Origin of the sequence: Streptococcus vulneris (assembly GCF_019218685.1) — a bacterium.
Taxonomy (GTDB): domain Bacteria; phylum Bacillota; class Bacilli; order Lactobacillales; family Streptococcaceae; genus Streptococcus; species Streptococcus vulneris.
The window spans coordinates 1-17,638 of the sequence record NZ_JAHUZC010000017.1 but is presented as its reverse complement, the minus strand read 5'-3'; the positions used below and the strand labels follow the sequence as shown (position 1 = coordinate 17,638).

Below are 17,638 nucleotides of genomic sequence, written 5' to 3'. Positions count from 1 at the left end.
CCGTACGGGATTCGAACCCGTGTTACCGCCGTGAAAAGGCGGTGTCTTAACCCCTTGACCAACGGACCAGAGTTGTTATTTTCAACTCTTACTATTATACCGACTTTTTCAGACTTGTCAACTACTTTTTCTGTTTTTTTCAAATTAAGTAAAAAGAGCCAGAATTATACTGACTCTTCTATTGATTATTAAACTTAGAAGCACGTTCTTCTCCCCACCAATAGGGCATTAGTTCTGCAACTTTAACCGTCTTTCTTGTATCGTAGTCCATCATGACTTCTGCGTCCTTATTTTCAGCGTTCAACTCTAAGAGGAACTCTCTGCAAGCACCGCAAGGCATACCCGAACTTCCACCATAAGGTGGTTGCTCTCGAAAGGCTAATACTTTTTTAACCTTAGTTTGTCCTGAAAATTGGTACATATTGAAGAGAGCTGCCCGCTCTGCGCAGAGATGGAAAATACCACAGCTTCCCTCCATACAGAATCCTGTAAATATTTGTCCATCTTCTGCTTCTACTGCGGCAACGACATGATTCGCATAAACAAAATCAGATACTTCATGTGGATCGTATAGCTTCTGTGCTTCTTCGTACATCTTTTCCCAGATATCCATTGTTGCATCCTTCTTATTTAGAGATTTCTTTTAGCATGTTTTCGATATGCTGGATTGATTTTTCACGGCCTAACAAGAAGATAGTATCTGGCAATTCTGGTCCATGCATTTCACCTGAAACTGCGATGCGAATTGGCATGAAGAGATTTTTCCCTTTGATACCTGTTTCTTTTTGAACAGCTTTGATTTGTGGGAAGATATTCTCTGTTACAAATTCATCATCTGTCATCGCTTCAAGTTTTGCTTTGAAGGCTTCAAGAACTGTTGGGACTGTTTCTCCCGCCATGACTTCGCGCTCTGCTTCTGTCAATTCTGGAAAATCTGAGAAGAAGAGATCTGTCAATGGGATAATCTCATCTACTGATTTCATTTGTGGTTTATAGAGCTCAACTAATTTTTCAGCCTTGTCAGTTAAACGGCCTGCTTCCTCTAAGAATGGTTTTGCCATTTCAAAGATAGTTTCTAGGTCTGCATTCTTGATATAATCATTGCTCATCCAGTCGAGTTTTTTCTGGTCAAAGGCTGCTGGAGACTTGCTCAGGCGGTTTTCATCGAAAAGTTTAATGAGTTCTTCACGAGAGAAGATTTCATCTTCGCCACCTGGGTTCCAACCAAGAAGAGCAATAAAGTTAAAGACTGCTTCTGGTAAATAACCTTTTTTACGGTAGTCTTCGATAAACTGAAGGGTGTTGGTGTCACGTTTAGACAATTTTTTCCCAGTTTCAGAGTTGATAATCAAGGTCATATGACCGAACTCTGGAGCTTCCCAACCAAGTGCTTCATAGACCATAAGCTGTTTTGGTGTATTAGCAATGTGGTCATCTCCACGGATAACGTGAGAGATTTGCATATCGTGGTCATCGATGACAACGGCAAAGTTGTAAGTTGGGTAACCGTCTTTCTTTTGAATAACCCAGTCACCACCGATATTGCCACCTTCAAATTCGATATCACCTTTGACCATATCATGCCACTTGTAGATACCTGACTCATTAACAGCCAAACGAACCGTTGGGATGATCCCAGCAGCTTCACGTTCTGCGATGTAAGCTGCTTTTTCTTCTTCACTCATACCAAGGTATTCATTGATGTAGCGAGGTGTTTCACCAGCTGCTTCTTGGCGTTCGCGTTCAGCTGCCAGCTCTTCTTCTGTAACGTAAGATTTATAGGCTTTTCCTTCAGCTAGCAATTGATCGATGTATTTTTGATACAAGTCCAAGCGTTCAGACTGGCGGTAGTTTTCATGTGTTTCTGGGCTTTCATCCCAATCCATGCCTAACCAACGAAGGTTTTCAAGCTGTGAACGTTCACCGTCCTCAACATGTCGTTTACGGTCAGTATCTTCGATACGGATAATAAAAGTTCCACCGTGATGACGTGCGTAAAGGTAGTTGAACAATGCTGTACGGGCATTCCCGATGTGTAGTAGTCCTGTTGGACTTGGTGCGTAACGTACGCGGATATCTTTTGACATAGTTTCTCCTATAAAGTCTCTAGGCGTCTGCCTTTTTGCTCTCTATATTATATCACAAGTCTTGGCTGAGGCCAATTTCTATGGATAAAGAGAGTAAAAAGAGTGGACAAGCCACTCTTTTCTTCTATTATAGACGTGCGTTAAGTTCTTTGCTCAATTCTTCAAATCCTGGTTTTCCAAGAAGGGCAAACATGTTACGTTTGTAAGCTTCAACACCTGGTTGGTCAAATGGGTTGATAGCATTCAAGTAACCTGAAAGAGCGATAGCCAATTCGAAGAAGTAGATTGTGTAACCAAGAGTGAAAGCATCTTGCTCTGGAAGAGTCACGTACATGTTTGGTACATCACCATCTGTGTGGGCAAGAAGAACACCGTCAGTTGCTTTTTTGTTTACAAAGTCAACGTCTTTTCCTTGAAGGTAACCAAGTCCATCAAGGTCTTCTTCCAAGCTAGGGATAATCACGTTTTTACGAGGTTTGTCAACACGGACAACTGTTTCAAACATGATACGAGTTCCTTCTTGGATAAATTGACCAAGTGAGTGCAAGTCAGTTGAGAAGTTGGCTGAAGTTGGGTAGATACCTTTTTGGTCTTTTCCTTCTGATTCACCAGCCAATTGTTTCCACCATTCTGAGAAGTATTGAAGTGATGGCTCGTAGTTTACCAAGATCTCAGTTGCATAGCCTTTACGGTAAAGGATGTTACGAACTGCTGCGTATTGGTAAGCTTCGTTTTCAGAGATTTTATCTGAAGTGTAGTCTTTGCGAGCTGCATTCGCACCTTCCATAAGGGCTTTGATGTCAGCTCCTGATGCTGCGATTGGAAGCAAACCAACGGCTGTCAATACTGAGAAGCGTCCACCGATATCATCTGGAACAACAAATGTTTCCCAACCGTTAGCATCTGCTTCAACCTTAACAGCGCCTTTTTGGCGGTCAGTTGTTGCATAGATACGTTTGTTTGCTTCTTCTTGACCGTATTTCTTAACCAAAAGTTCTTTGAAGACACGGAAAGCGATAGCTGGTTCAGTTGTTGTACCTGATTTAGAAATCACGTTTACCGAGAAGTCTTTGTCAGCTACGTACTCTACCAAGTCAGCAAGGTAAGTAGATGAGATTGAGTTTCCTGCGTAAAGGATTTGTGGAGCCTTGCGTTCTTCTTTTGTTTGCAAGTTTGCAAAGTGGTGGTTCAAGAAGTCGATTGCTGCTTTCGCACCAAGGTAAGATCCACCGATACCGATTACAACCAAAACATCGCTGTCTGATTTGATTTGCTCAGCAGCTTTCAAGATGCGGTCAAATTCTTCGCGGTCATAGTTTTCAGGAAGGTCCAACCATCCCAAGAAGTCGCTACCAGCACCAGTTCCTTTACGGATCAATTCATCTGCTGCTGTTACTTGTGATTGCATGTATTCCACTTCATGTGGTGCAACAAATTTGTCTAAAACTTTTGAATAATCAAATTTAATATGTGACATGTTATTCCTCCAATATTTCTTCTTTTCTATCATAACGCTTACCTTCGTTTTTTTCAAGTTTTTTGTCGAATTTCTCCAATTTTTATCAGAATTCAAACGTTTGCGTAAAAATCCCACATTCCAAAAATTTTGAAAAAATAAAAGAAAGAACGACTAGATGTTCCAGTCGTTACAGTTCATTCAATAAATACTCAAATAATTCTAAATTGCCATCTTCTTCATTAACCAGAAACTCTGGATGCCACTGCAAACCAATAATGCGGTGCTCATCGATAGACTCAATCGCTTCGATGGTCTGGTCTCTTGGGTCAATAGCAGTTACACGGAAATTAGGTGCCAAATCTTTAATACTCTGACGATGAACGGAATTAACTTGACTTTCTTTTCCAAATAACTTAGCCACCACACTTCCTTCTACTGTCTCAATAGAATGAGATGTCCCGAAAGGTAGTCCTTGCCAGTGGCCTTCGATTTCTTGATTGAGAGTTCCCCCAAAGGCAACATTGACAAGTTGGACACCGCGACAGATTGCCATGATTGGTTTATTCTGACGAAGCGCTTCTTTCAAGAGCGCCAATTCAAATTCGTCACGCACTAGGTTGTAATCATCACTCTCGATGGTCTTTTTCTCTCCATAAAACTGAGGATGGACATTTTGACCGCCTGTCAAGATAAGTTTGTCAATCATTTCTACATAATCGCGAACAACTGACTCATCACCAACAGGAATGACTAAAGGGAGACCACCGACTTGACGAATGCTCTCTGCGAATCTACAAGATACAGATGAATGAATGTTTTTGCCCTCTGCGTCTACGGGACATAGATTTGCAGCAACTCCTACAACCGTTCTAGCCATGATGCCTCTCCTTTCGAATGTTAACGATAGTCTTATCATATCACTCAAAATGACTTTCGTCTAATATGTTTTTTTTAAGGCTGTGATAAATATTTTTTATGGACAAGAAAAAGCTGCCCAAGGGGACAACTTTTTTCTTATTCAAAAACAAATTGATTGTGATAGAGTTCTGAATAGAAGCCACCCAGTTTCAAGAGTTCATGGTGGCTACCGCGTTCAATGACTTCTCCATCTTTAAGGACAATAATCTGGTCTGCATTGAGGATAGTCTTCAAACGATGGGCAATGACGAAACTAGTTCTGCCTGCTACAACCGCCTCCATGGCATGCTGAATCTTGCTTTCTGTCACAGTATCTACGTTCGAAGTGGCTTCATCGAGAATGAGAACCTCTGGATCTGTCATCAGGGTTCGAGCGATAGAAATCAATTGCTTTTGTCCTGTCGAGAAGATGCTCTGGTCATCATCTATAAGAGTATCGTACTTATCAGGCAAGCTTTCGATGTAGTCGTGAATATGGGTTGCCTTGGCTGCTGCCTCAACCATTTCTTGACTAGCATCTGGCACACCAAAACGGATATTGTCTCGAATCGTTCCGCTAAACAAGACCGAATCTTGCAAGACAATTCCCACCTTGCTTCTGAGACTATCTAAATCATAGTCACGGATGTCTTTACCGTCAAAATAAATCCCACCAGCATTAACATCATAAAAGCGATTGATGAGGTTCATAATAGTCGTTTTCCCTGACCCAGTCGGACCAACAACCGCTGTCATCTGGCCTTTAGGAGCAGAAATGCTGACATCTTTCAAAATGGGTTTATCAGGCAAGTATGAAAAATCAATATGACTAATTTCAACACCTTCTTGCAACTGAGTGAAGGTCGGAGCATTTTTAGGTCGAATTTCTTCCTCTGCATCAAACATTTCCTGAATCCGTTCAGCACCTGTAAAGGCTAACTGAAGGCTTCCCCAACTTGCCGCAACTTGAATAATAGGCTGGTAGTACTGCTGTGAAAATTGGGCAAACATAACAATCAAACCTAGGGCTGTACTTGTTTCAATAGACTTATCATTCAAAAGTACAGCTGAACCAGCAAAGATGACGATGGCTGTGTTGACCAGACTCATCCCATTCATGACAGGGAAAAGAATTCCTGAGAACATTCTTCCTTTAAAGGTTGCCTTGCGCACGCGCTCATTTTGTTCAAGAAATCCTGCCATCATATCCTCTTGAATACCTTGCACAATCACGGCTTTTTGACCTGAGATACTTTCATCCATATAGGCATTGAGCTTCCCTACCTCTTTCTGCTGGAGGTTGGTATATTTCCGTGCCATTTTCACGATAAAAATCAGCATGAGAAAGGCCACTGGTGTACTGGCAATAGTGATGAGGGCCAGCGTCACATTTCTCGAAAACATGACAAGAATCAGACCAATGTATAGAACGATGTTGCTCATGACCTGAATCAAGCTTTCGTTAAAAGCTTGGAGGATATTATCCAAATCACTGGTAAAACGAGACAGGATATCGCCATCTTGTCGGCGGTCAAAGAAAGAAACAGTCAACCGAGCAAGCTTGCCAAAGAGGCCTTTGCGCATCTCGTTGGTCGATTCTGCAATCACGCGCGTCATGAGACACATGTATATCACACTGGAGATAAATAGAACCAAAACTAGCAGACCAAGATTGACCATGATTCCTGATAGGCTTTGCCAAACAAGTTCTGGATTGCCATTTTGATAAGCTTGAACTAAATTAGCTAACTCTGTTACCGCTTGTCCAGAAAATACCGGAAAGAGAGCTTGGGCAAGAGTCGCCAGAACAATCATCAGGATAACAACTACAAATGATAGCTTATAGACTTTAAAATAATTCCAAAAAAATTGAACTGTCTTCATTTTACTCCTCCTTTCCTTTCTGTGTTTCGTAGATTTCACGGTAAACAGCATTGTTGGCAACCAAGTCTGCATGCGTACCTTGACCAATCAATCGTCCTTGATCTAGAACCAAGATTTTATCTGCATGAACAACCGAGCTAATCTTTTGAGCGATGATAATGGTTGTCGTTCCCTTCAAGTCCTTATTCAAGGCTTCCTGAACCAGGCGCTCTGACTTGGCATCCAAGGCTGAGGTCGAATCGTCAAAAATCAGAATACGTGGATTGCTGACAATTCCACGGGCAATCGACATCCTTTGTTTTTGCCCACCTGAAAAGTTGGTTCCCCTTTCTTCAACTGGACTTTCAAAGGTTTTCTCCATACGATGAATGAATTCACTGGCTTGAGCAATATTGGCTGCGCGCTCCATTTCAAATAAAGTAGCATCTCCCTTACCCTGTCTCAAGTTATCTGCAATCGTTCCACTAAAGAGAATGGCACGTTGGAGAACGATAGAAACTGTTTTACGCAGGGTTCCTTCACTCACTTCTCGAATATCCTTGCCTCCAATTTTGATAGCACCCTCCTGTGGGTCAAAGAGACGTGGAATCAATTGAGCCAAGGTTGATTTTCCTGCACCAGTCGCTCCAACGACACCAACCATTTGTCCAGGTTCGACAGTAAAGCTCACATCTTTCAACATCGGTTCCTTATCCATTGGATAGGTAAAGGTCACATTTTCAAAGCTAAGACTTCCGACCAACTCTTCATCTGGCACATCCTTGAAGGTCATGGCTGGCTCTGCATCAAGAATTTCTCGAATACGACGCATGGAAATCATAGCACGACTGACAGAATTTCCCAAAAATCCAACCATGACAATGGTAAAGATAATCTGGCTTAGGTAATTGACAAAGGAAGCAATGGAACCAACAACTGACGGATCCGACTGAACCATCCCCGCAACTAGCCAAATAGAGAGGAAAACCGCCCCGTAGCCGACCAACATCATGAAAGGTTCCACTACTGAAAAGGCATAACCGATGTAAAGATTTTGACCGAGAAGCTCGTCTGAAACCTCCGTAAACTTAGCAAACTGCTCTTTTTCTTGGACAAAGGACTTGATCACACGAACCCCACGTAGATTTTCCTTGGCAATGGCATTGATGCGTTCAAGAAGGGTTTGAAACTTGGCAAAACGAGGCCCCATCATACCCATCATGACAGCAGTCAAACCAAAAATTAAGATCACCATGAGAACAATCACCCACCACAGAGAAGGTAGGGTTTGAACCGCCAAGATAAACGAACCGATGAACAAGAGGGGAAGTCTGAAAAGAATTTGGAAGGTCATCATGACGACGTTCTGAATCTGGTTGATATCATTTGTCATGCGAACGACTAGATTTCCCGCATTAAATTGTTCAATATTGGCATAAGAAAAGGTTTGGATTTTACGGAAGGCATCCTCTCGAAGATCGGATGAAACTCCTTGGGCAATATAGGCTGCTAGGACAACATTAAGACCACCAGCAACTAGACCGACCAAGGCCACACCAATCAACCAAGCCCCTATACTATAAATGGCTTCATATTTCCCAGCAAGGAGGGCGTCTAACACTTCCTGCAGATAACGCGGTTGCAAAAGTGAACTAGCAACCATCAAGCCTGTCATCAGGAGCGAAGCCAAGGCCTGCCACTTGTAGGTTTTTATTTTCTGAATCAGCATACTTTCTCCTTAAAAAATAGACAAAAGGGAGCGACAATGCGTCAGCTCCTTCTCATTCTGTTTGTGTGATGTTATTCTAGCAAAAAAGTTGAAACTTGTCAAAGAAGTCTCCTTGATACAAATTAGTGCGCTTTCATCTACAGTAATGCATGATAAAGGTTTTTATGGTAAAATAGTAAAAAGAAGGTTATAAAGGAGGGGAATATGAAAAAACAAACCATCGCCGTCTTGGGGCCTGGTTCTTGGGGAACTGCCCTTTCACAAGTCTTAAATGACAATGGACACGAGGTACGTATTTGGGGAAACATTCCCGAGCAAATCAATGAAATTAATACCTATCATACTAACAAACACTACTTTAAAGATGTCGTTCTAGATGAAAATATCATTGCCTACACCGACTTAGCAGAGGCACTGAAAGATGTAGATGCGATTTTGTTTGTTGTCCCAACAAAAGTGACACGACTTGTTGCCCAACAAGTTGCAAAAACCTTGGACCATAAGGCTATCGTCATGCACGCATCAAAGGGATTAGAACCTGATAGCCATAAACGATTATCAACTATCCTTGAAGAAGAAATTCCTGAACATCTCCGCAGTGATATTGTCGTTGTTTCAGGACCTAGTCATGCAGAAGAAACCATTGTGCGTGACCTAACTTTAATCACTGCTGCTTCTAAAGATTTACAAACCGCTCAATACGCTCAAGAGCTCTTTAGTAATCACTACTTCCGACTTTATACTAATACGGATGTTATCGGAGTTGAAACCGCTGGTGCTCTTAAAAACATTATCGCTGTCGGTGCTGGAGCCTTACATGGTTTAGGATTTGGTGACAATGCCAAGGCAGCCATCATCGCTCGAGGCCTAGCAGAAATTACCCGCTTAGGAGTAGCACTCGGTGCCAATCCATTGACCTATAGTGGCTTATCTGGTGTAGGAGACCTGATCGTAACGGGAACCTCCATCCACTCTCGTAACTGGAGAGCCGGAGATGCTCTTGGTCGTGGAGAATCTCTAGCTGATATCGAAGCCAATATGGGCATGGTGATTGAAGGAATTTCAACGACTCGAGCAGCTTATGAACTAGCGCAAGAACTTGGAGTCTATATGCCAATTACACAGGCCATTTACCAAGTTATTTACCACGGAACCAATATTAAAGATGCCATTTATGACATCATGAACAATGAATTTAAAGCAGAAAATGAGTGGTCTTAACCCTCTAGAGAAAGGATTCTTATGACATCAAAAGTTAGAAAGGCAGTCATCCCTGCCGCTGGACTCGGGACTCGATTTTTACCAGCAACCAAAGCACTTGCTAAAGAAATGTTGCCAATTGTGGACAAACCAACTATCCAATTCATCGTAGAAGAAGCTCTTAAATCAGGTATTGAAGATATTCTGGTTGTCACTGGTAAATCAAAACGTTCTATTGAAGACCACTTTGACTCAAACTTTGAGCTTGAGTACAACCTCAAAGAAAAAGGCAAACATGACTTGCTAAAATTGGTAGACGAAACAACTGGCATTCGCCTTCACTTTATCCGTCAAAGCCATCCTCGTGGTCTTGGCGATGCTGTCTTACAAGCAAAAGCTTTTGTGGCGAATGAACCCTTCGTTGTCATGCTTGGTGACGACCTAATGGATATCACAGATGACAACGCTGTCCCTTTGACAAAACAATTGATGAATGATTACGAGTCGACTCACGCATCAACAATTGCTGTTATGCCTGTCCCTCATGAAGAAGTTTCAGCATATGGAGTTATCGCTCCTCAGGGTGAAGGGATTAATGGTCTCTACAGTGTCGAAACTTTCGTTGAAAAACCAGCTCCAGAGGATGCTCCAAGTGATTTAGCAATTATCGGGCGCTATCTGCTCACACCAGAAATTTTTGAGATCCTCGAAAATCAAGCTCCTGGCGCTGGAAATGAAATCCAGCTTACCGACGCTATTGATACGCTTAATAAAACACAACGTGTTTTCGCCCGTGAATTTACAGGAGCTCGTTACGACGTTGGGGATAAGTTTGGCTTTATGAAAACATCTATTGACTATGCCCTCAAACACCCACAAGTCAAAGATGACTTGAAAGATTACCTCATCCAATTGGGAAAAGAATTGGCTGAGGGGGAATAGAAGAATATTCCATGTAAAAATAAGAACTAGGATAGTTAATTATCCCAGTTCTTTTTATTTTATATTGCTATCATCCCGAACATATAAACCGACAAAAGGAAATCGTATTTCTCAATTAACCCACTTACAAGCTCCAACGAATTGATCTCAAATCTTATGAAAGCGCTACGATATTATTTGTTTTTTTATAAAAATAGGAGTACAATGAGTTGGTATAATAAAATAAAAAGCACCGAATCGGTGCACACTTTTCCAAGTTGTGTACGGACAAAGCCTTATTTTAACTTGCTGTGTTGTTTCGAATAGTTCCAAAACTCTAAATATGGTATAATCAAGAAAAATAATGTTTTAGAGCTGTGTTCTTTCGAATGGTTCCAAAATAATAAATAATTTTAAATTTGACTTAACTGTTGGAGTAGTCATGGTTAAATTAAATCAACCGAGTCGAACATAAGTTGTTTAATTTTGTGGAAGCTATTAATAAGAATATAATAAGGGAGAAAGATAGGGGTAATTTTAATTTTAAAGTGATTGCGGACACTATCAAAGTAAAAGATTATGGAAAACAAATTTGTAGAATTTATCAAAAACAATAAAAAAGTAATCATTTCATCAGTTGCAGTTGGTGTTGTATTGGTATTAGGGTTTGGATGGTATTCATATTACCAACATCAAGCAGAGCAACAAGCAAAAATTGTACAATTAGAAAAAGATAGCAAATCAGACAAAGAACAAGTTGATAAACTATTTGAATCATTTGATTCATCTTCAGATGAATCTATTTCTAAGTTGAAAGAATTATCTGAAACTTCACTTAAAACCGATACAGGTAAAGACTATCTTAATAACAAAGTCAAAGAATCATCTAAAGCCATTGTAGATTTTCATTTGCAAAAAGGTTTGGCTTATGACATCAAAGATTCAGATGACAAATTTAAAGATAAAACAACCATAGAAAATAATGTAAAAGAAATCAATAAACAAATTGATTTTATCAAGAAAGTTGATGAAACATTCAAACAAGATAATCTTGAAGAAACTACAAAATATCTTACTGATATTGTAGATAAATTCAATAAGCAAATCGAAGCTTTGAAGAAAGAAGAAGAACAAAAAGCAGCTGAAAAAGCTAAAGAAGAAGAGAAGAAACAATCAGAAGCTAAATCACAAGAATCTTCTGTTGGATCAAGCAGTTCAAGTTCTAACTCATCTTCTTATTCTGGATCAAATGGTGGCGGAAGTAATTATGAAGTCCCAGCTACCGAACAATATTCGTCCGGCAACAGCAATAACGGCGGAGGAAGTAATGACGGCTATACACAATATTGGAGCATTGACGCAGGAGGTAATCATAGCAATTTCCAGGCAAATCATAGCAATGGAGATGTTCGTGACACTAATGGGAACCACCTTGGAAACTATGGTGGAGGAATTACTGAATTTAGACGACGTTAATAACTATTTTAGAGCTGTTTGTTTCAAATGGTTCCAAAACACATTAAAAGCTACTCATTTTTTAAGTAGCTTTTTTTCTTATTCAAGTTTACATATTAGTCGTCACAATCCCATTCCCTTGTAGAAAAGCAAGACTGCGAGTCCTACGAACAACACTAACGCTACTAGTCTCTGACTAGCGCTATACATCCGTCTTTCTCCTCTAACTGGAAAGATAACTGCTAGAAATGCGCCACCAACTGCACCTCCGATATGACCTGCTAGACTGATTCCTGGAATCAGAACACTTCCAATAATGTTAACCACAAAAAGTGTCAGATAAGATTGCCCTAGCTGTTGGATATAGGGGTTGCGAGTTGCATAACGAAGAACAATAATTGCAGCAAATAGCCCATAGAGAGAAGTCGAGGCTCCTGCTGCTAAGGATTTGGGACTAAATACAAAAACAAAAAGATTGCCCATCATTCCTGATAAGAGATAGAGAAAGAAAAACTGCTTAGAACCGAAAATTTCCTCTACCTGCCTACCAAGATAATAAAGCGAAAGCATATTGACAATGAAATGCTCCAACCCAATATGAACAAAAATGGCAGAGAAGAGACGCCAAGCCTGCTCAGGAAAGAGGCGAATAGCTGGCCCATACATGGCTCCAAATCGAAATAATGTATCTGCCCTGTCAAAGTTTCCGCCTGCAGTGACCAACATTAGTAAAAATACCAAGGTAGTCACTAAGAGGAAAAAACTCGTCACAGGGTAACGTCTATCAAAGATTTCCTTCATCAATTAATACCTCCTGAACAGGAATATCATGGTTTTCAGGGATAAAGTCCTGAATTTGACAAGGATAGATCGTACTCAAAGTATTACCAGAAAAATGTTCCAGATAGCGGTCATAATAACCTCCACCGTATCCAATCCGATATCCTTCCGTCGTAAAAGCCAGACCAGGAACATGAATCAAATCAATCTGAGAGGCATCCACTACTTCCAAATCTCCCTGTGGTTCCAGTAAGCCAAAGGCAGTTTTTACCAACTGTTGCGGATCATAGACTACAAAATCCATGCGCCCTTTGGGATACGTTTTGGGTATCAGAACCTTCTTGCCGTCCTTCAGGGCCTGCTCAATCAATCTCTGAGTTTGAAATTCATGAGGAAAAGAGAGATAGGTTGCAATGACCTTGGCTTCTTGGTAAAAGGGGTGTTGTAAAAGTCGCTCAGTTAAAGCTTGGTCTATAAACTGTTTTTGCTCTAGAGGTAAAGCCTTCATTTCTTGCAAGACTTGCTTACGTAATTCCGATTTCATAGACAACCCCTCTACTCTGCTGCTTTCTTTTTCAGGAAACTAGAGACCGCATCCACACCAATAGCTAAGGCTTCTTCCTTAGGACTCATCTGAGGGTGATGAAGGGCGTAGGGACTATCGATACCTAGCCAAAACATAACGCCATCAACTTTTGAAAGGAGATAACCAAAGTCTTCACCTGTCATAGCAGGTTCGATATCAATCAACTCTATTCCTTCTTTTTCTTCAAAGAAATCCATCAGTTCACGCGCCAAGGCTGGATGGTTCTCAACAGGCAAGTAGCCACCTTGTTTGAGTTCCACTTCGACTTCCATACCAAAGGCAGCTGCAACTCCTTCTGCAACTGTTTTGACCCGCTTTTGCACCAATAGACTCATGTCCTGAGTTAATGCCCGAATAGTTCCATGTAAAAAGGCTGTGTCTGTGATGACATTGTTGGTTGTTCCAGCCTGAAAAACGCCAAAGGTAACCACTGCTCCCTCGATTGGGTTAACATTGCGGCTGACAACTGACTGCACCTGAGTCACAAAGTAACTAGCTGCCACCAAAGCATCATTAGCTTCATGTGGAAAGGCTGCGTGTCCACCTTTTCCTTTGAAACGAATCTTCACCTCGCAAGTCCCTGCAAAGAGTGTATGAGTATTGGTCGCAATCTGTCCAACCTTCAAATCTGGACGGACATGGAGTCCATAAAATTGGTCTGGTAACCAGTCTCCAAAAGCACCATCCTCATACATGAGCATCCCACCTGCTTCATTCTCTTCAGCAGGTTGAAATAGGAAAAGCAGATTGTTCTTTGGTTGCTCCTCCAGGGCGCGCTCTAGACAGCCCAAGGCAATAGTCATGTGGAAATCATGGCCACAAGCGTGCATACGACCTTGATGTTGAGAAGCGAAAGGAAGGTCTGTTTGTTCAACGATAGGCAGGCCATCAATGTCTGTTCGCCAACCAATAGTACGCTTCGCCTGACTTCCCTGCAAGTAAACCAAAATACCTGTCCGCCAAGTACGAACTTGAACAAAATTCTTGCCCGCAGTCAATTTCTCAATCACATCCAGCAGATAAGCCTGAGTCTTGAACTCCTCCAATCCAATCTCTGGAATCTGGTGCAAATCTCGTCTAGTCTGAATCAAATCTAACATCTATCTTTCCTCCTATATAGCAGAAAGAGGCTGGAAGAAGGGTTCCGCCTCTTTATTACTTTTACAATTATAAGGTACGAAGCGCATCCTCTAGCGCTGTTTTTTGTTGGGTTTGGGCATCAATCTCTTTGATTATACGAGCTGGAACACCTGCTACCACCACGTTTTCTGGGACATCTTGGGTAACAATAGCTCCTGCTGCGACAACTGAACCACTACCGATTTGGACCCCTTCGATAACCACTGCGTTGGCACCGATGAGAACATTGTCTCCAACACGGACTGGTTCAGCGCTAGCTGGCTCAATCACACCTGCAAGAACGGCACCTGCACCAACGTGACTGTTTTTCCCAACGATAGCACGGCCACCAAGGATAGCACCCATGTCAATCATAGTTCCTGCACCAATTTCAGCACCGATATTGATAACCGCTCCCATCATGATAACAGCATTGTCACCAATTTCAACCTGGTCACGGATAATAGCACCCGGCTCAATACGAGCATTAAGAGCACGTTTGTCTAGCAAAGGAACTGCAGAATTACGAGCATCTTGCTCAACAACATAGTCTTGATTTTCTACCAAACCTTCGAGAAGAGGAGCAACGTCCTTCCAGTCTCCAAATAGGACATTCCCTAGTTTGACAACAGAGCTTGGTACAGCAGTTGCAAGTTGTCCTTCAAAGGTTACTTTAACACTAGTTTTCTTTTCAGCATTGGCGATAAATTGGATAATTTCTTGTGCGTTCATTTTTGTGGCAGTCATAGGCGCCTCCTAGTTCATTTTAATGATACCTATTCTACCAAAAAAGACCTCAAATTTGAAGCCTTTTTGTTTGTTTTTAGGTATGATTTTTAGGGATGTGAGATAAAACGTGCTGTCGGTAAAAGCAAGCCCCTACCGATACAACCTAAAAACACTCTTCACAACTATCTCCCCGTGTTTTATTGACTATTCTAGTATAGCACACTTTTAGAATTAAGAACGGACTTTTTATTTACTTTCTTTCGCTTCTTCTATCGATAGGAAAATCATAGGCAAAATAATCAAGGCCATAGCTAGAAGGAGGGACCAATCCACTACCAAGCCTAAAAACAAAACACTCAAGAGAGCAGAAGAGAGAGGTTCACTGGCACTGATAACGGAAACAACCAGAGGAGAAACCAAGGAAACAGCCTTCATGGAAATAAAAAAGGCAAAAGCTGTCCCAAAAAAAGCGATAATGAGACAAATCAAAATACTCCAAATATCAGGAACAAAGGAAAGCTGATAAACCGGCGAGAGGACATTGCTAAATAAACCGGCCAAAATCATCCCCCACCCAACCGTGGGTACAAAACCATATCTCTTAGCGAAAGGCTGAGGTAGGATAACATTAAACATGACCCCCATGGCACTCAGCAAACCTGTAATAAGGGCCAGTGGCGTCATGGATAACTGAGAGAGATCCCCTTTTGTCGCCATCAAGCAAACACCCAACATGGCAACCAAAACATAGAAAATAGCGCTTTTTGACGCTCGTTTTTGATAAACCAAACGATTGTAAAAGAGGATAAAGACAGGACTGATAAACTGTAAAATAGTTGCTGTCGCTGCATTTGAGTATTCTACACAGAGATAGAAAAAATACTGAACTGAAAAAATCCCCAAAATAGCATAGGCTAAAAAGGGTAGGTAATTTTTCTTATCTCGCCAAATATCTAGCACTTGCGATTTTAATTGCACTGCAGACCAAATGAGCACAAGACTCCCTGCCAGTGTCAAACGCATAGAGGTAATCCAGCCAGAGGATACTTGATAATGAGTAAAGAAATACTCTCCTAGAATCCCACAAATTCCCCAGATTAAGCCAGATAGGAGCGAATAAATGGTTCCTTTAACAATCTTTTTCTGATACTGATTCATACCTTTATTGTAACACGAAAGGAAAAAAGAAAAAAGTGGCAATAGAAAAGTCCCATAAGATCTATAATGAAAAGTTACCAAACAACTCATTAGAAAGAATCATATGGAACAACTACACTTTATCACAAAACTACTCGAAATTAAAGATCCTAATATCCAAATTATGGATGCTATCAATAAGGGTAACTTTTCATAGTAACTTCCACTTTTACTAGAGGTGGAACTTAGTTTGGGAATTTAGCTGTTATCAATAGGAATACCCACAAGTAAATCATATCTAAACTGGAATACGATGCCCCATCTTGTCCTCATTGTGGGAAGTCAAATGAAGAAATATGACTTTCAAAAACTGTCTAAGATTCTTTACCTTGAAACGACTGGTATGCCTACTGGAATTCTGCTTAGCAAGCGTCAATTCAAGTGCTATCACTGTTCAAAAACGATGGTGGCTGAGACTTCTATCGTCAAGAGGAATCACCAAATCCCTCGTATCATCAACCAAAAGATTACTCAAAAGCTGATTGAAAAGACTTCTATGACCGATATTTCACATCAGCTAGCCATTTCAACTTCAACTGTCATTCGCAAGCTCAATGACTTTCACTTTGAGTGTAACTTTAGCCATTTGCCTGAAATTATGCCCTTGGATGTTAAAACAGTCAGGTGAGTGACTGTTTCAATCGGTAGATGAAGATGAGTTTCATTGCGCAAGATTTTTTATCTCAGTATCATAGCTGTTCTTGAGGGTAGAACACAAACTGTCATCCGAAATAACTTTCTTCGCTACCATAGAGCTGTTCGCTGTCAGGTAAAAATTATTACTATGGATCTGTTTAGTCCTTATTATGACTTGGTTAAACAGCTTTTTCCGAATGCAAAAATTGTACTTGATTGCTTTCACATTGTTCAACATCTAAGCCGTGCTATGAGTCGTGTACGTGTTCAAATCATGAATCAATTTGAACGAAAATCTCATGAATACAAGGCTATCAAGCGATACTAGAAGCTCATCCAGCAGGATAGTCGTAAATTGAGTGATAAACGTTTTAATCTCCCTACTTTTCGTATGCACTTGACTAATAAAGAAATTCTAGACAAGCTTTTGAGCTATTCAGAAGACTTGAAACACCACTATCATCTCTATGACTCTTGCTTTTTCACTTTCAAAATAAGGAGCCGGAAGAATTCTTCGGACTCATTGAAGACAATCTAAAGCAGGTCCATCCTCTTTTTCAGACTGTCTTTAAAACCTTTCTCAAGGACAAAAAGAAAATTGTCAACGCCCTTCAACTCCCCTTTTCCAATGCAAAATTGGAACCAACGAATAATCTCATCAAACTTATCAAGCACAATGCCTTTGGTTTTCGGAACTTTGGAAACTTCAAAAAACGGATTTTTATCGCTCTGAATATCAAAAAAGAAAGGACGAAATTTGTCCTTTCTAGATCTTAGCTTTTCATCAACCCACTACAGTTGACAAAGAGCCAATTAAAAAAGAGAGAAGCAAACTGATTCTCTCTTAATGTATATAATATCTAGTCAAACAAAAAAAGATACGTTTACGTATCTCTGTAATGAATCGGGAAGACAGGATTCGAACCTGCGACACCTTGGTCCCAAACCAAGTACTCTACCAAGCTGAGCTACTTCCCGAG

General features: G+C 40.9%; 15 protein-coding genes, 1 tRNA gene and 1 pseudogene. 5 read left to right on the top strand and 12 right to left on the bottom strand.

The genetic code is table 11. The features are described from left to right. The coding region (locus KUA57_RS09200; RefSeq protein WP_218494131.1) for a hypothetical protein at positions 1–192 on the top strand (192 nt) is incomplete at its 5' end. Here the strand turns inward: KUA57_RS09200 and KUA57_RS09195 are convergent. From KUA57_RS09195 to patA, 6 genes are all read right to left on the bottom strand, one after another. Beyond that, positions 179–613, bottom strand: coding sequence for a cytidine deaminase family protein (locus KUA57_RS09195; RefSeq protein ID WP_218494130.1), 435 nt, complete (start codon positions 611–613; stop codon positions 179–181). The genes KUA57_RS09200 and KUA57_RS09195 overlap by 14 nt on opposite strands. A 13-nt stretch (positions 614–626) precedes the next feature. Further along, a complete protein-coding gene (gene gltX, locus KUA57_RS09190; protein ID WP_000031054.1) occupies positions 627–2,087 on the bottom strand; it encodes a glutamate--tRNA ligase in 1,461 nt (486 codons plus the stop codon). Positions 2,088–2,214: 127 nt separating this feature from the next. After that, a complete protein-coding gene (locus KUA57_RS09185) occupies positions 2,215–3,564 on the bottom strand; it encodes a glucose-6-phosphate isomerase (protein ID WP_000018268.1) in 1,350 nt (449 codons plus the stop codon). Positions 3,565–3,733: 169 nt separating this feature from the next. Beyond that, positions 3,734–4,423: a gamma-glutamyl-gamma-aminobutyrate hydrolase family protein gene (locus tag KUA57_RS09180; protein ID WP_000124770.1), complete on the bottom strand. Its 690-nt coding sequence runs from the start codon at positions 4,421–4,423 to the stop codon at positions 3,734–3,736. A 137-nt stretch (positions 4,424–4,560) separates the two neighbouring features. Then, positions 4,561–6,327 (bottom strand): multidrug efflux ABC transporter subunit PatB, encoded by a 1,767-nt coding sequence (gene patB / locus KUA57_RS09175; RefSeq protein WP_000859879.1) that lies wholly within the window; start codon positions 6,325–6,327, stop codon positions 4,561–4,563. 1 nt (position 6,328) lies between these two features. Beyond that, a complete protein-coding gene (gene patA, locus KUA57_RS09170; protein WP_218494129.1) occupies positions 6,329–8,035 on the bottom strand; it encodes a multidrug efflux ABC transporter subunit PatA in 1,707 nt (568 codons plus the stop codon). A 204-nt stretch (positions 8,036–8,239) separates the two neighbouring features. Between patA and KUA57_RS09165 the strand changes: the two genes are divergently transcribed. The 3 genes from KUA57_RS09165 to KUA57_RS09155 all read left to right on the top strand — a co-directional run bounded on the left by KUA57_RS09165 (position 8,240) and on the right by KUA57_RS09155 (position 11,632). Next, a complete protein-coding gene (locus tag KUA57_RS09165) occupies positions 8,240–9,256 on the top strand; it encodes an NAD(P)H-dependent glycerol-3-phosphate dehydrogenase (RefSeq protein WP_125417152.1) in 1,017 nt (338 codons plus the stop codon). A 21-nt stretch (positions 9,257–9,277) separates the two neighbouring features. Next, on the top strand, positions 9,278–10,177 hold the full coding sequence (galU, locus tag KUA57_RS09160) for a UTP--glucose-1-phosphate uridylyltransferase GalU (RefSeq protein ID WP_049486965.1): 900 nt from the start codon (positions 9,278–9,280) through the stop codon (positions 10,175–10,177). A gap of 558 nt (positions 10,178–10,735) precedes the next feature. Then, a complete protein-coding gene (locus KUA57_RS09155; protein WP_061865074.1) occupies positions 10,736–11,632 on the top strand; it encodes a hypothetical protein in 897 nt (298 codons plus the stop codon). 102 nt (positions 11,633–11,734) lie between these two features. On the opposite strand, the gene KUA57_RS09150 is transcribed toward KUA57_RS09155, so the two are convergent. The 5 genes from KUA57_RS09150 to KUA57_RS09130 form a co-directional block, all read right to left on the bottom strand. Beyond that, positions 11,735–12,412: a rhomboid family protein gene (locus tag KUA57_RS09150; protein WP_061865073.1), complete on the bottom strand. Its 678-nt coding sequence runs from the start codon at positions 12,410–12,412 to the stop codon at positions 11,735–11,737. Continuing rightward, complete coding sequence (locus KUA57_RS09145) at positions 12,396–12,935, bottom strand: 5-formyltetrahydrofolate cyclo-ligase (RefSeq protein WP_061865072.1); 540 nt, start codon at positions 12,933–12,935, stop codon at positions 12,396–12,398. The genes KUA57_RS09150 and KUA57_RS09145 overlap by 17 nt, the downstream gene beginning before the upstream one ends. A gap of 11 nt (positions 12,936–12,946) precedes the next feature. Continuing rightward, positions 12,947–14,077 carry an N-acetyldiaminopimelate deacetylase gene (locus tag KUA57_RS09140; RefSeq protein ID WP_218494128.1) on the bottom strand — a complete coding sequence of 377 codons (1,131 nt, stop codon included), beginning with the start codon at positions 14,075–14,077 and terminating at the stop codon, positions 12,947–12,949. A 67-nt stretch (positions 14,078–14,144) separates the two neighbouring features. Next, complete coding sequence (gene dapD / locus KUA57_RS09135; protein WP_061865070.1) at positions 14,145–14,843, bottom strand: 2,3,4,5-tetrahydropyridine-2,6-dicarboxylate N-acetyltransferase; 699 nt, start codon at positions 14,841–14,843, stop codon at positions 14,145–14,147. A 228-nt stretch (positions 14,844–15,071) separates the two neighbouring features. Further along, positions 15,072–15,983 carry a DMT family transporter gene (locus KUA57_RS09130; protein ID WP_061865069.1) on the bottom strand — a complete coding sequence of 304 codons (912 nt, stop codon included), beginning with the start codon at positions 15,981–15,983 and terminating at the stop codon, positions 15,072–15,074. A 103-nt stretch (positions 15,984–16,086) separates the two neighbouring features. Between KUA57_RS09130 and KUA57_RS09125 the strand changes: the two are divergent. Further along, positions 16,087–17,435, top strand: a pseudogene (locus tag KUA57_RS09125) (ISL3 family transposase). Between the two features lie 127 nt (positions 17,436–17,562). Here KUA57_RS09125 and KUA57_RS09120 read toward each other — a convergent pair. Beyond that, positions 17,563–17,636 (bottom strand) — tRNA-Pro (locus tag KUA57_RS09120). Between the last annotated feature and the right edge of the window lie 2 nt (positions 17,637–17,638).